The sequence below is a fragment of the Maribacter sp. genome (assembly GCF_039968975.1).
Taxonomy (GTDB): Bacteria; Bacteroidota; Bacteroidia; order Flavobacteriales; family Flavobacteriaceae; genus Maribacter.
Genome location: NZ_JBDVOT010000243.1, coordinates 1 through 14,111, shown reverse-complemented (window position 1 = coordinate 14,111; position 14,111 = coordinate 1). Strand labels below are relative to the sequence as shown.

Below are 14,111 nucleotides of genomic sequence, written 5' to 3'. Positions count from 1 at the left end.
CATTAAAGAAAATTGTTCTTGATTATATTTCTTTATGGAAGCTGTCATCAGAATTTAAAGATTGGGTTCTGCATTCTTGTACTTTTCATAATACCTTGGTAGATCGTATTGTACCTGGGTACCCTAAAGATCAAATAGCCGACTATAATGCTCAGTTAGATTATCATGATGATTTAATAGTTAGTGCTGAAACTTTTTTTCTTTGGGTGATAGAAGGTGATGAAAAATTGAAAAAGAAGTTGCCCTTTCATAAAACGAACTTAGACGTTAAGATTGTCAAAAATATGCAGCCCTTTCGTACTAGAAAGGTTAGAATTTTAAATGGTGCACATACTGCCATGGTGCCATTTTCTATTTTGTTCGGTAATGATACCGTAAAAGAAACTATTGAGGACAACTTCACAGGAGCGTTTATTAAATCTCTTGTGTTCGATGAAATAATTGCTACCCTAGATATGGAGCAAGATGAATTATATGAATTTGCAAATGACGTTTTTGATCGATTTAGAAATCCGTTTATAAAACATCAGTTAACAAGTATAGCTTTGAACTCAATATCTAAATTTAAAGTAAGGGTGCTTCCTAGCCTACTAAGATATATTGAAATAAAAGGTGCTTTGCCTAATAAGATAGTATTCGCGTTTGCTTGTTTAATTCGTTTTTACAAAGGTGATTTTAATGGAAATAGACTACCTGTCAATGATGATGAGAATATAGTTCTAGAAATGGCACTTATTTGGAAATCAAGTTCTTTACACGAAGTAGTGACTAAAATTTTGGGTAAAGAAGATTATTGGGGACAAGATTTAAACAGCATAGAAAATCTTGGTAATGCCATAACAAATTATATAAAGCTCATTGAGGAATTTGGAATAGAAGAGGGGTTTTACATTCAATACAGCAGTAAACAGAATTATAATGCAGAAAAAAATTATAAAAGTACAAGCTGAAGATAACGTAGTAATAGCACTGACTGATTTAAAGAAAAATGAACATGTCACTTTCAACAAAGAATCGCTTGTAGTTTTATCTGATACAAAAGCAAAGCACAAAATTGCATATGTAGATTTTGAGGTCAATGATTCTATTATTATGTATGGTGTTTTAGTAGGTAAGGCAGTTGCACCGATTAAGAAAGGTGATGTTCTGACCACTGAAAATGTAAAGCATGAAAGTGAAAAAGTATTGGCTAAAACCAAAACAATAACGTGGACCCCTCCAGATATTTCTAATTGGAAAAATAGAACTTTTATGGGGTATCATAGATCAGACGGTCAAGTTGGTACTAAGAATGTTTGGCTATTTTTTCCTTTAGTGTTTTGCGAGAATAGAAATATTGAAGTGCTGAAAGATGTTTTTGAAAAAGAATTACATATTGGTAAAGAACATAAGCAAAGACAGTTGTTAAGAAACCTAGTGCTAGGTAATGATATAGATTTTAACGATTCAAAACATCAAGAGCTAGAACAGACATTTAATAATATAGATGTAAAATTTATTACACATCAAGGTGGTTGTGGGGGTATTCGCCAAGATGCTCAAACTTTAGCTAAATTATTGGCTGGGTACGTTAAAAACCCTAATGTGTCGGGTGCTACTGTATTGAGTCTGGGGTGTCAAAATTTGCAAATTGAGATTTTTAATAATGCCTTAAAAGAGCTTGATTCCAAGCTTGATAAACCAATTCTAATATATGAGCAACAGCAAGTAGGTACTGTAGACGATTTATTGAACAATATCATCAAAGATTCATTTAAAGGTATAAAAGCTGCGAATTCCATAAAAAGAAAACCGGCACCGCTTTCCAAACTAAAATTGGGATTGGAATGTGGAGGTTCTGATGGTTTTTCCGGTATTTCAGCAAATCCTGCTTTGGGCTATGCCTCTGATATTTTAGCGGCTGTAGGCGGATCTCCTATATTATCTGAGTTTCCAGAGCTATGCGGAGTAGAACAAGAATTGGTAAATAGATGTGTGAATAATACAGATGCGGAACGGTTTATTGATTTAATGAAAGCGTATGAAGCTTCTGTCGAAGCTGCAGGGTCAGGTTTTGACATGAATCCTTCACCGGGTAATATTAAAGACGGATTAATAACCGACGCCATGAAATCTGCGGGTGCTGCAAAAAAAGGGGGAACTTCTCCTGTTGAGGCAGTGCTGGACTATGGTGAGTATGTCAACTTACCTGGTTTAAACCTACTTTGTACTCCAGGTAATGATGTAGAAAGTACCACGGGTATGGTTGGTTCCGGTGCCAGTATTGTTGTCTTTACCACAGGTTTAGGTACACCTACAGGAAACCCTATTGCTCCTGTTTTAAAAGTTTCTTCTAATTCTGAATTAGCGAAACGAATGTCAGATATTATCGATATTGATACCGGGGCTATAATTAGAGGGGAAAAGTCTATTGAAGAAATGGGAGAAGAAATTTTAGAATATATTATTGAGGTCGCTAGTGGTGAAAAAGATGCAAAATCAGCTGTTTTAGGTCAAGACGATTTTATTCCTTGGAAGAGGGGAGTGTCTCTTTAATGTATACTTTAAACTACTTTTTTTTACTTGAAGATTTTCTTATGATCAACTTAGCGGGTAATACAACATCTTGGTGCAGTTTTACATCTTGTCTATTTTCAATCTGATCTAAAAATACTTTAGCCGCCATCTTTCCCATTTCTACGGGTGATTGATCTACAGAGCTGATAGAGGGTTCTAAAAATTGAGTAAAAGGTTCATTACTAAAACCTACTAAACAAAAATCTTCTGGTATTTTTATAGTTATACTTTGTAGATATTTTACAGCTCCCAATAACCCATTATCAGTAGAGGAGAAAATAGCATCTGGCGGTATGGGTAGCTTCATGAGTTTTTCGGCAGCTTCTTTACCTGCTTGCATATTATTTTTTAGAGTAATTACATAATCGCTATTATACGTAATACCATGTTTTAGAAGAGCATCTTTATAACCGTTAAATCGTTTATTATATAATTCAATATTTTGATTTACATTAAAATGGGCTATTCTTTTACAACCTTGGTTTATTAAATGTTCAGTAGCATCAAACCCTCCTTGGTAATCATCTATGGTTACCGTGCTTATACCATCAAAATTTAAAACACGATCAAAAAATATAAACGGTGACGATTTTTTTAAAACTTGATTTAATTGATTTTTATTCTCGTTTGTAAATGAGGTGGAAACAAGAATGCCATCTACCTGTGCATTTATTAAATTTTGAATAATTTTCTTTTCACGATCAATTTCTTCATGGGTTTGGGAAATAATAACATGAAAGCCTTTAGGGTAGAGTTCTTCTTCAATGCCTCTAATGACCGAAGCAAAAAAGTTTTTATTGATAAATGGTACAACCACACCTACATTATTACTCTTGCCACTCTTAAGGGCAACGGCAAGTCTATTTTGTTTGTAATTTAATTTTTCGGCAGTAGCGAGAACTAAATCGCGCGTTTTTTCACTTATTTTAGGGTTATTGTTTAAAGCCCTAGATACAGTAGCTGCAGTAATTTTTAGCTCTTTTGCAATATCATAAATGGTGGCTTTCTTGCTCATAAAAAATTGTAGAACGAATTTACGATTATTGAACCATAAATTGTTTCTACAAGCGACTTAAAATAATAACGGGGTTAAATTTTAAAACAGAAACCTTCTTCTAACTTCTTTTGATATTTGTCTTTATCAAATTCAAATAAGAAGGCGCCTTTTTTAGATGAGCTCATATCCTTTTCATTCAATTTATTTAAAAGGTCAAAAGAATTGAATTTGTTTATGAAATTTCTTTTGTCCAATTCAATATCTAAAATAGCCTCGTACATTTTTTGAAGTTGACGCATGGTAAACTTTTCGGGTAGGAGTTCAAATCCAATAGGTTTGTTAGATATTCTGTTGCGTAGTAAAGTAAGCGCATCTTTCACCATCTTATTATGGTCAAAAATTAAACTGGGTATATCTTTAATGTTAAACCACTTTATAGGATTTTCTTTTAAAAGATCCTTGCAATGATGTGCTACATCTATAAGTGCAAAATAGGTAACCGAAATAGTTCTTTCCTTAGGATCACGATCTATCTTGGAGTAGGAGTGAACTTGTTCCATATAAATATTATTAAGACCTGTTAGTCGCTTAAGAATTCTAGAGGCTGCATCGTTTAGGTTTTCTTTCTGTTTTAGAAAGCCACCAATAAGAGACCATTCATCTTTTGCGGGTTCAAAATCTCTTTCCACAAGTAGAATTGTTAATTCTTCTTGGTAAAATCCAAATATTATGCAATCTACAGCAAGCAAGACTTTGTCTTCTTTGCAATACCTATTTAAAACCATGTTCCAATTTTAGCAGGTCTAAAATAGCAAGTTTCTTCGGAATTGTTTTTTTAAAATATTAAAATACAACTTTAATGGAGAGGAATAGATATAGGCAAAAAATAATGAACAAAATTCTTTATACGAAGGGAGAAAAAGGATTCTGTTTGGAGACACGACACTTTTCAGATTCACCCGACCAATCGCAATTTCTTAGTACTATTCTTGATGCAGGAGCAAAATATATGACTAGGACAACGTTTAAATTCTCTGTTAAACAGAAAAAATATAGCAAGATTAATTCGACCCTATCATTAAAATGACTTGTGGTATACTATAAGTTATCTTGTGCTAGTATTTTTAGTTATTGCGATAATTATAGTAGACAATGTCAAATATATTTATGTAACGAAATATGACATTATGCAAAAACCAAATAAAAGATTAGAAGGACAAACCTGTATTGTTACAGGTTCTAGTGACGGTATTGGCGAGGCTGTAGCAAAGGCTATGGGTTTGGAAGGTGCTAATATTGTTGTTAATTATCACAGTAGTAAAGAAGAAGCAGAAGAAGTTGCACACGAGATTAGTACAAATTCAAATGCAAGTGATGCTATAGTAGTAAAATGTGATGTTAGTAAAGAAGATGACGTTAAGGATATGTTTAAAAAAACCATATCTAAATTTGGTACTGTAGATATATGTGTTACCAACGCCGGTTTACAGTTAGATCATTCGTTACATGAAATGCCTTTGAAAGATTGGCAAAGAGTGATAGATGTGAATCTTACAGGTCAGTTTCTTTGTGCTAAAGAAGCGATTATAGAATTTAAAAGAAGAGGAATGCGACCTGAAGTATCTAAATCTCTGGGTAAAATAATACATATGAGTTCCGTACATGAGGTAATTCCGTGGGCAGGTCATGCTAATTATGCTGCTTCTAAAGGGGGTTTGGTCATGCTCATGCAAACAATTTGCCAAGAGTATGGTCCAGAAAAAATAAGATGTAATTCTATAGCTGCCGGTGCTATCAAAACAGATATAAATAAAGACGTTTGGAGTACCCAAGAAGGTAGAGAGGGAATGCTGAAATTAATTCCTTACAAGCAAATAGGCGTACCAGATGATGTAGGTAGTGTAGCTAGTTGGTTGGCATCAGATGAGTCTGAATATATTAATGGAACCACAATTTTTGTTGATGGTGGTATGACGTGCTACCCAGGGTTCACTGGTAATGGATAAATGGTCATAAAAAAAGCCACCCGATAGGGTGGCTTTTTTAAAATTTCTAAGTGAAATTATTATTTCATCATTGGAGTATAATCAAACTTTTGACCGCCTACAGACGCATCTGCCATTAGTCCAGCTTTTGGTAAAGCAAATACTGCAACACCATCTCTATATTTTGCATTTACAGATACTCCTGATTTTAAGGCTACCGCTGATGCTTCGGCAGAAAATTCAAAATCTCCTTCTTTAAATTCTCTTAAATCTTCTGGTGTTTCAAAGAAAATAACTTCAGTTATGGCTTGTCCGCCAGCTTGTAATCCTACGCTTAGTTTTTTCAAATCTGCCATACCTACAATAGTTCCGTCTTCGTATACAACACCATTACCAGATGCTCCGCCTATTATAAATCCGCCTTTTCCAACGTTTGGGAATACTACATATCCGGCAGAAGTATTAAAAAATTGGTCTAAGCCAACTTCCATAGTCATTAACTTTTCTTTTGCATTGTCTGCATCCTTAATAATTTTTTTGTCTTTACTACTTTGGGCATTTACCCCAACTGACAAAAATAATAAGGTTGCGAATGTTATTGATTTTAAAATTTTCATTTGTTCTGTTTTTAAAGATTACTATAAATTTTTCTTCACATCAAAGATAGAATCAGTGTAAAAAAGTCTTTATCCTATATACTATAAAATTTAGCTCAAATGAAAGTTAAGTGTTTGTAAATCAGTTAATTGAATGTTAAATTTTAAATACACTTTCTTTCAGTGTACGCGTAACTATTTTACTCATAGTCAGTTGTGTTAAAAACCTATTTCTTAAAAATTTGTTAATTAATGGTTTAAGTTCTATATTCATAGCATATTAAAAGAGACGCAAGATGGAGAATAATGAGAAAATTTTAGATTCTAAGACGATAGCTAACTTTCTTATAGCATTTGCATTGATGCTTACAGCAGTCTATTACTTTAATAATTCTGAAGAAATTGAAAATGAAGTAAGTTCTGCAGTTGTTAGTTCATTGGCAGATGTGAACAACAGTTTGGCAGAGCATGAAACGTCTCGCAAATAATTGAAATTTCCGACCAAAACTATAGGCTGCCTATTCATTGTAATGGGCAGCTTTTTTTATTTAAAATAAAGTGTCAACTCCTTTTGCCAATCATAATATTGGCTATTAATGCCCCAACTATCATTAATATTCCTAAGAGGCTCCAAAGCGAGTAAATATCGCCAAACCAGAAAATGCCAACGGTTATGGTAAAAATCACTTCAATATATTTTAAAGGTGCTACCAAATTTGTTTTAGCTATTTGAAAAGCTTTAGTCATAAATACCTGACCAAAAAATCCAAATATGCCTAAACTTGATAATAGTAACCAATCAATCCCTTTTGGAGTAACCCAATTACTGATACTTAATAAGCCTCCAATAACAGTACCGGTAAACATGAAATAGTTAACAATGACTAATGGGTGATCACTATTACCTATTTTACGTATTAAAACATAAACTAACCCACTAAAGACTGATGCTGACAATACGAGAAGTAAACCGGTCGTATTTATATTGTTATCAAATCCTTTTAAAACTAAAACGCCGGCAAATGCAAATAGAAATAAAAACCATTGTATGGGTTTTAATTTCTCTTTTAACAGAAAGACCGCAAATACTGCGGCATAGATAGGGGCAAGGTATCTTAATGATACAGCAGTACCAACCGGCAAATATTTTAAGGACATAAAGAATAAGCTCATAGCTGTTAAGCCTGCAATAGCCCTAAATATCATATATCTACGCTTGTTCCCTAAAATAGGAATACCTTTAATTAAAATGTAAGTGGTACCTAATATCAACGAACCTATTGTTCTGAAAAAAACTATTTCAAACGTAGGGAAATGATCTAGGTATTTCACGAACGAGTTCATTAAACTAAATGAAAATGTACTAATGATCATAAAAAGAATTGCCTTCCTCACAGTTTAATAATTGAATGTGCAAAGTTACTGGTGACAATGAGAATACTACCGCAATACTATTTAAAATAACTATTTAACCATAAGATTTATGATACTCATAATTTTAATGTATTAATTGTGGTTGTTCAATTATATTCTAAGTGTATTGACGTATAATTAAGCAGAATGTTCAATGTTTTTTATCAATTTCTATTTTCAAGTATATTCTGTTAATATAAGCTATTATAATAGGTATATGTTAACGTAACATTTTCCGAGATTTCTTAACTTGGCAGAACAAAATAAAATGGTTGATTTAATCCGGAAATAAAGGTTTTAAATCACTGATGAATACATAAAATAGATTGAAAATGAACGAATTGTTATCGTTGAAAGATAAAAATTTTGCCCTATCTGGGGGTACAGGAACCTTAGGTGGTTCAATTGCTCAATACCTAATAGAAAATGGAGCTAAGGTTCTTCTGCTTGGTAGATCGGAAGATAAACTAAAATCTAAACAAACCGAGCTTAACAGTATCGTCCCTAACAGCACATTTATTTTTAAGGTAGATGTAATGAGCGAGGATGATCTTAAGGAGTTAAAAAATAAGATTAAAACAGATTTTGATCATTTAGACGGTTTGGTAAACCTTGCAGGTGGTAATATTCCCGGTGCTACGTTAAAACCAGATCAAACTATTAGGGATATTGAAATGAACGATACCCAAAAAGTTGTGGATATTAATTTATTCGGTACAGTAACGCCAACCGTAATTTTAAGTGATTTAATGGTTGAACAAGGTTATGGCTCAATTGTCAATATTTCATCTATGGCGGCAAAGCAAACTATATCTAGGGTTTTAGGTTATTCTATGGCGAAAGCAGCTGTTGATATTTTTACAAAATGGATGGCAAATGAACTAGCCTCTAAACACGGAGATAAAATTAGAGTCAATGCGGTAGCTCCCGGCTTTTTTATTGGTAATCAAAATAGACGTTTGTTGACCAATGAAGATGGTTCTTTTACCGAAAGAGGAAATAGTATTATCAAGAATACACCTATGGGCCGTTTTGGTGATGCGTCAGAACTAAATGGAATGGTTCACTACCTGCTTAGTGATGCCTCTAGTTTTGTAACCGGTAGCATTTTTGATGTTGATGGCGGGTTCAGTTCTTTCTCCGGAGTTTAACATGGTATCCCGTCAAAATTAAAATATTTTAAATTCAATATAACTTCTAAGTTCATGCGCTTCGGGCTTTTAATTCTATTTTCTATTTCGGCATTTTTGTTTTCTTGCCAACCATCGCATACCGAGTCTATCATAGCGTTAGATTCTTATCATGTGGAAGATGGGTTTAACTTAGAAGTAATTGCTGCAGAGCCTCTTTTAAAAGCTCCTGTTGCAATAGATTTTGATTCTAGAGGTAGAATTTGGGTTGCGCAAATGCCAGGTTATATGGATGACCTGCAGGGTTCAGGTGAAGAAGATCCTTCAGGTAGTATCGTTATTCTAGAAGACTTGGATGATGATGGTGTTGCTGAACATGCTAAGGTTTTTATAGATAGTTTAACAATGCCTAGAGCATTGGCACATGTATACGGTGGGCTTTTGTATGCTGAACCTCCGTATTTATGGTTTGTAGATATAGAGAACGACAAACCCATAAATAAGGTTTTGGTAGATTCTACCTATGCCGTTGAGGGTAATCCAGAACACCAACCAAACGGTTTAGAGCTAAATATTGATAATTGGATATACAATGCAAAATCTAACTTTAGATATCGTAGGTACAATGGTGTTTGGGAGAAAGAGCCAACTACCTTTAGAGGGCAATGGGGTATTACCCATGACAACTTTGGTAGGTTGTATTACAATGATAATTCTCGAATCTTATTAGGGGATTATGTGTTGCCCAATACATTAATAGATAATAAATATTTTACACCAAAATCTAGTCTAGATAAACTGTTGACAGATGATCAAAGGGTGTATCCAGCATTTGCGGCATCGGTAAATAGAGGATATGCAAAAGGGGTTTTAAATTCAGATAGCATTTTGGTAAATGCTACCGCAGCTTGTAGTCCATTAGTCTATAGAGGCGGTAAGTTTACTGCAGCTTATGACGAAAATGTATTTGTATGTATACCTGAAGGAAATTTGATAAAGCGTGCATTGTTGACATTTACGGGCAACTCTACCATAGCTAAACAAGCTTGGCAAAATAAAGAATTTATAACTTCTACAGATGAAGGTTTTAGACCCGTTAGTTTAAAAAATGGTCCTGATGGTAGTATGTATGTTGTTGATATGCATAGAGGTATGATAGGGCATCATGCTTACATGAGTCCTTACCTAAGGGATAGAGCCAAGGAAAAGCAATTAGATACAATCATAAATTTTGGACGGATTTTGAAAGTATCTCATGATACTGCAACCTTTGATGAGATACCAGACTTTAATGCCTTAGAAGCAAATGAACTATTATCCTTGTTAAGTAATAATAATGGGTGGGTTCGTGACAGGGTACAGCATTTTTTAATATTTAAAGAGCTTAAGGACGTTATAGATGAGGTAAAGAAGCTGGCATTTAATACGGAGAAACCACTTAGTCAAATACACGCATTATATGTTTTGGACGGGTGGGATGCTTTGACGTTTGATATTCTTGCCAAGGTTATACAAAAGAGTGGGAGCGAGGTTGCTTCTCACGCATTAGTACTTTCTAAAAAATTTGTTTCCGATGATAATTCTGGTCAAGCAGTGACTGTTTTTGAAGATGTGATAAAACAAAATGATCTTGGTTTAGACCTTTACTTAGCGAATTCATTGGGCTATTGGATAGCTCTTGACGAAGAAAAATTTCTGCCATTTATGATGGAAATTCTTAAGCGAAGAGAGAAGAATGCGACTATTATAGACGCTGTTATAAGTGGTTTAAGTCAGGTAGATACACTTATTTATAACAATATGGCTATAATGGATAGCTTAAAACACACAGCGTTTGTAAATAAATTGGCTAAAAGTGTAGCAGATAAAAAGGCTGATAGAATGAACGCTATTTTTACCAAAGAGGTAACCAAAGAAGATACCCGTACTAGTGGTGCAAAAATGTTTTTTCAAATTTGCGCATCATGCCATGGTGCTGACGGTAAAGGTATAGATGGTTTGGCACCACCGTTAATGGGGTCTGAGCATGTGAAAAATACGGAGCGTTTGGCATTGATTGTTTTACATGGTCTAGAAGGACCGGTACATGTAAACGGTGAAGAGTATAATATAAATTTGGCAATGCCCGGTCTTATTAGAAATGAAACTATAAGTGATACGGATATTGCCAATATTATATCCTACGTAACAAATGCGTTCTCTGATAACCCTAAAAGATTAAGCAAAGAACGCATACGTGAACTTAGAACTGTTAAGTCTTCTACCGGTATGGAGTTTACCGAGAAAGAACTACAAGCATTAGAAGACTAAACAATTCTTTTATTATTGGCTTTTTCTAATACCTAATTCTAAACCTCTTAACTCTGCTAAACCTCTTAATCGACCAATACCAGAATATCCAGGATTGGTTTTCTTTCTAAGGTCATCTAACATTTTATGTCCGTGGTCTGGGCGTAATGGCATTCTTGTATCTTTTCTACCAGCTAATTTTCTTTTTTCCTGCTCAGCTATCAATGCTTTCATAACAGAAAACATATCAACGTTGCCTTCTAAATGATTTGCTTCGTGAAAATTTCCTTCGGCATCACGTTGGGTGCTGCGTAAATGAATAAAATGTATACGGTCTCCCAAACGCTCTATCATTCCCGGTAAGTCATTATCTGGTCTTACACCAAAAGATCCCGTACAGAAGGTTAATCCGTTGTTTGGGCTGTTAACCGCATTGTACAGATCAACAATATCTTGTTCGGTACTAACAACTCTTGGAAGTCCTAATATTGGAAAAGGTGGATCATCAGGGTGTATGCACATACGTATACCCGCTTTTTCGGCAACAGGAATTATATTGGACAAAAACTCGAACAAATGAGCTTTCAATTCTTTAGCACCAATAGTATCATAGGTGGCAAGAATAGTGTTGAATTCTTCTAAGGAATATCCTTCTTCAGCACCTGGTAAACCGGCTATAATATTGCTTATCAACTTCTTTTTATCACCTTCTGAAAGCGAATCATGGTATGCTTTTGCTGCAGATTTTTGAGACACTGTATAAGTATTCTCTGCGCCTGGTCTTTTCAATAAATATAATTCAAAGGCGGCAAAAGCGTTAGCTTCAAAACGGAGCGCGGTTGATCCATCTTCAACCTCGAAATCTAAATTGGTTCTTGTCCAGTCTAAAACAGGCATAAAATTATAGCAAACCGTATCAATACCACATTCCCCTAAATTTGAAAGTGTTTGTTTATAATTTTCATAATATGTTTTATAATCGCCTTTTTGGGTCTTTATTTCCTCGTGAATAGGAACACTTTCTACTACGGACCATTTTAGTCCAGCAGCTTCAATAATATTTTTACGTTCCATAATTTCAGCTACAGACCAAATAACACCATTGGGTATATGGTGCAAAGCACTTACTATACCTGTTGCACCTGCTTGCTTAATATCTGATAATGATACGGGGTCATTTGGACCGTACCAACGCCATGTTTGTTCCATTCTTCTTTCTTATAATTAATTAAACTCCACTAAAAGCACTAAAGCCACCGTCTATTGGCACCACCACACCTGTCACAAATTTTGATGCATCTGCGCATAAGTAATGAATAGTACCATTTAATTCATCGGTTTCCCCAAATCTTTTCATGGGAGTGTTTTGTATTATGGTATTGCCTCTATCTGTAAAATTACCGGTTTCTTTATCAATTAAAAGGTTTCTATTTTGATTTCCTATAAAAAAACCTGGTGCAATTGCATTTACACGTAAACCTTCACCAAATTTAGTTGCCAATTCTACAGATAACCATTGGGTAAAATTATCTATTGCCGCTTTAGAGGCAGAATAACCTACAACTCTTGTTATGGCACTTTGTGCTGTCATAGACGAAATATTTATGATAACGCCTTTTTTATGCTTGACCATTTCCTTGCCAAATACCAATGCCGGCAGAATACTACCGAATAGATTAAGGTCTACCACTTTTTTAAAATGATCGATATTTACATCAAAAATGGTTTGGTCAACGCCTATAGTTGCACCGGGCATATTACCCCCGGCAGCATTGATAAGAATATCAATTTTACCATGCTTGGCAATGATCTTAACCGCCGTTTTTTTTAAACTTTCCTCATCTAATGCGTTGCAAACAAATCCTGTAACGGTATTTTTTACCTTTTTCAGCCTTTCAACAGCTTCGTTTACAATCTCTTCTTTATAGTCTAAAATGACAATATTGGCACCTTTAGATAACAAATAATTAGCCATCTCCCCGCCAAGGACTCCACCACCTCCGGTTATTAATATTACTTTATTTTCTATGTCAAATAAGTTCATATGATGTTGTTTATAGTTGTATTTCAATGGTATTGTTACCACTTTTTAAGATCACGGAGTTAGTAGTCCTTTTTATTTTTTCACCATTAAGTTTAACTTTTGAAAAATCATGAGGTATCATAAATTCAGCAGTCATATTATTTGGTATTTCAACAGTATAATTGCGGGTATTTTTTTCCTTTTTAAAACTAGCGGATATAATGCCTTTTTTGGTTGGTACTTTAATAGTTGAAAAAGTTAAATCTGCCAGTTGAGGTTTAATTTCAGCTATTTCAAAACCAGGTGTTTTGGGTTTAATTCCCCACATATAGCGGGTGGTAATATTTAATGGTGCCGTACCCCAAGCATGGTTCCAATCAGAATTTGGTTTGTATTTTACATCCCAAGCTTCCAACGTCATAGTAGCGCCAATTTCTATCATATTCCACCAACTTCTATCATTTTCAGTTTCTGTAATAAGATCCAAAGCATATTGCGCTTCGCCACTTTTGTATAGACCTTCTAATAGGTATTGAGAACCGTAAACGCTACAAGCCATACCTCTAGTTTTAATAAAGTCTGTTACAGATTTAATATGTTCTTTAGGTACCAAATCAAAAGCCAATGGCAACATATTACCATGTAGAGATGCATGGGTAGAATTTTCGCCGTCTACATAATACCCCTTGTCCTTATCAAATAACTTGTTGTTAATGACATTTTTAATTTTTGCCGCTTTATCTTTAAAGAACAATACATCTTCTTCTTTGTCAAGAAACCCCGCAATTTCTGTCATGAGTTTAAGATTGTAATAGTAAAATGCGTTGACAACGGTATTAACCGGTACGATCTCATACCCATCTCTTTCTCCTTCTGCAGTTGCCAGTTTCCAACCTGTATCTTTTTGTGCCGGTGGCCAGTCAATAATATCTTTGATTTTGGTATCTGGTTTTTTAAAGCCTAACCTTGAAATCAAATCTTTATCCATCTTTGGTGATGTAGAACTTATGAGTCCATCTTCACGCTCTAAGTCCATCAATGTTTTTAATTTGAGATTTTCATAATGTTCTCTCAATGGTTCTAAATTACCCGTATACATATAATCTGCATAGAACATTGGTA

General features: G+C 34.4%; 13 protein-coding genes. 6 read left to right on the top strand and 7 right to left on the bottom strand.

Going from position 1 to position 14,111, the window contains the following annotated elements:
• On the top strand, window positions 1-950 hold a 950-nt coding region (locus tag ABJI11_RS16885; RefSeq protein ID WP_348354868.1), incomplete at its 5' end, for a tagaturonate reductase.
• The gene (locus ABJI11_RS16880; protein WP_348354865.1) at window positions 919-2,535 is read left to right on the top strand and encodes an altronate dehydratase family protein; all 1,617 of its coding nucleotides are present in this window, start codon (window positions 919-921) and stop codon (window positions 2,533-2,535) included. The genes ABJI11_RS16885 and ABJI11_RS16880, both read left to right, overlap by 32 nt.
• A gap of 13 nt (window positions 2,536-2,548) precedes the next feature.
• Here ABJI11_RS16880 and ABJI11_RS16875 read toward each other — a convergent pair whose 3' ends face one another.
• Window positions 2,549-3,571: a LacI family DNA-binding transcriptional regulator gene (locus tag ABJI11_RS16875; RefSeq protein WP_348354862.1), complete on the bottom strand. Its 1,023-nt coding sequence runs from the start codon at window positions 3,569-3,571 to the stop codon at window positions 2,549-2,551.
• A 74-nt stretch (window positions 3,572-3,645) separates the two neighbouring features.
• Complete coding sequence (locus ABJI11_RS16870) at window positions 3,646-4,338, bottom strand: NUDIX domain-containing protein (protein WP_348354859.1); 693 nt, start codon at window positions 4,336-4,338, stop codon at window positions 3,646-3,648.
• A 402-nt stretch (window positions 4,339-4,740) separates the two neighbouring features.
• Here ABJI11_RS16870 and ABJI11_RS16865 point away from each other — a divergent pair, with 402 nt between their 5' ends.
• Window positions 4,741-5,559 (top strand): SDR family oxidoreductase, encoded by an 819-nt coding sequence (locus tag ABJI11_RS16865; protein ID WP_348354857.1) that lies wholly within the window; start codon window positions 4,741-4,743, stop codon window positions 5,557-5,559.
• 59 nt (window positions 5,560-5,618) lie between these two features.
• Here the strand turns inward: ABJI11_RS16865 and ABJI11_RS16860 are convergent, their stop codons facing one another.
• Window positions 5,619-6,155 (bottom strand): lipid-binding SYLF domain-containing protein, encoded by a 537-nt coding sequence (locus tag ABJI11_RS16860; protein WP_348354854.1) that lies wholly within the window; start codon window positions 6,153-6,155, stop codon window positions 5,619-5,621.
• A gap of 275 nt (window positions 6,156-6,430) precedes the next feature.
• Between ABJI11_RS16860 and ABJI11_RS16855 the strand changes: the two genes are divergently transcribed.
• Window positions 6,431-6,622, top strand: a complete 192-nt coding sequence (locus ABJI11_RS16855) for a hypothetical protein (RefSeq protein ID WP_276492233.1) — start codon at window positions 6,431-6,433, stop codon at window positions 6,620-6,622.
• Between the two features lie 73 nt (window positions 6,623-6,695).
• Here ABJI11_RS16855 and ABJI11_RS16850 read toward each other — a convergent pair whose 3' ends face one another.
• Window positions 6,696-7,529, bottom strand: a complete 834-nt coding sequence (locus tag ABJI11_RS16850) for a DMT family transporter (protein WP_348354851.1) — start codon at window positions 7,527-7,529, stop codon at window positions 6,696-6,698.
• 350 nt (window positions 7,530-7,879) lie between these two features.
• Here ABJI11_RS16850 and ABJI11_RS16845 point away from each other — a divergent pair, with 350 nt between their 5' ends.
• Window positions 7,880-8,698: an SDR family oxidoreductase gene (locus ABJI11_RS16845; RefSeq protein WP_348354848.1), complete on the top strand. Its 819-nt coding sequence runs from the start codon at window positions 7,880-7,882 to the stop codon at window positions 8,696-8,698.
• Window positions 8,699-8,752: 54 nt separating this feature from the next.
• A complete protein-coding gene (locus ABJI11_RS16840; RefSeq protein WP_348354845.1) occupies window positions 8,753-10,987 on the top strand; it encodes a c-type cytochrome in 2,235 nt (744 codons plus the stop codon).
• A gap of 12 nt (window positions 10,988-10,999) precedes the next feature.
• On the opposite strand, the gene uxuA is transcribed toward ABJI11_RS16840, so the two are convergent.
• The 3 genes from uxuA to ABJI11_RS16825 form a co-directional block, all read right to left on the bottom strand.
• Window positions 11,000-12,175 carry a mannonate dehydratase gene (uxuA, locus tag ABJI11_RS16835; protein ID WP_348354842.1) on the bottom strand — a complete coding sequence of 392 codons (1,176 nt, stop codon included), beginning with the start codon at window positions 12,173-12,175 and terminating at the stop codon, window positions 11,000-11,002.
• A 19-nt stretch (window positions 12,176-12,194) separates the two neighbouring features.
• Window positions 12,195-13,010, bottom strand: coding sequence for an SDR family oxidoreductase (locus ABJI11_RS16830; RefSeq protein WP_348354839.1), 816 nt, complete (start codon window positions 13,008-13,010; stop codon window positions 12,195-12,197).
• Window positions 13,011-13,020: 10 nt separating this feature from the next.
• Window positions 13,021-14,111 (bottom strand): alpha-L-rhamnosidase C-terminal domain-containing protein (locus ABJI11_RS16825; RefSeq protein ID WP_348354836.1); only part of this gene is annotated, 1,091 nt, incomplete at its 5' end.

Coding starts and splice junctions, on each gene's coding strand:
- ABJI11_RS16880 (WP_348354865.1), top strand. CDS start 919: ATGCAGAAAAAAATTATAAAAGTACAAGCTGAAGATAACGTAGTAATA.
- ABJI11_RS16845 (WP_348354848.1), top strand. CDS start 7,880: ATGAACGAATTGTTATCGTTGAAAGATAAAAATTTTGCCCTATCTGGG.
- ABJI11_RS16870 (WP_348354859.1), bottom strand. CDS start 4,338: ATGGTTTTAAATAGGTATTGCAAAGAAGACAAAGTCTTGCTTGCTGTA.
- ABJI11_RS16865 (WP_348354857.1), top strand. CDS start 4,741: ATGCAAAAACCAAATAAAAGATTAGAAGGACAAACCTGTATTGTTACA.
- ABJI11_RS16855 (WP_276492233.1), top strand. CDS start 6,431: ATGGAGAATAATGAGAAAATTTTAGATTCTAAGACGATAGCTAACTTT.
- uxuA (WP_348354842.1), bottom strand. CDS start 12,175: ATGGAACAAACATGGCGTTGGTACGGTCCAAATGACCCCGTATCATTA.
- ABJI11_RS16860 (WP_348354854.1), bottom strand. CDS start 6,155: ATGAAAATTTTAAAATCAATAACATTCGCAACCTTATTATTTTTGTCA.
- ABJI11_RS16830 (WP_348354839.1), bottom strand. CDS start 13,010: ATGAACTTATTTGACATAGAAAATAAAGTAATATTAATAACCGGAGGT.
- ABJI11_RS16840 (WP_348354845.1), top strand. CDS start 8,753: ATGCGCTTCGGGCTTTTAATTCTATTTTCTATTTCGGCATTTTTGTTT.
- ABJI11_RS16875 (WP_348354862.1), bottom strand. CDS start 3,571: ATGAGCAAGAAAGCCACCATTTATGATATTGCAAAAGAGCTAAAAATT.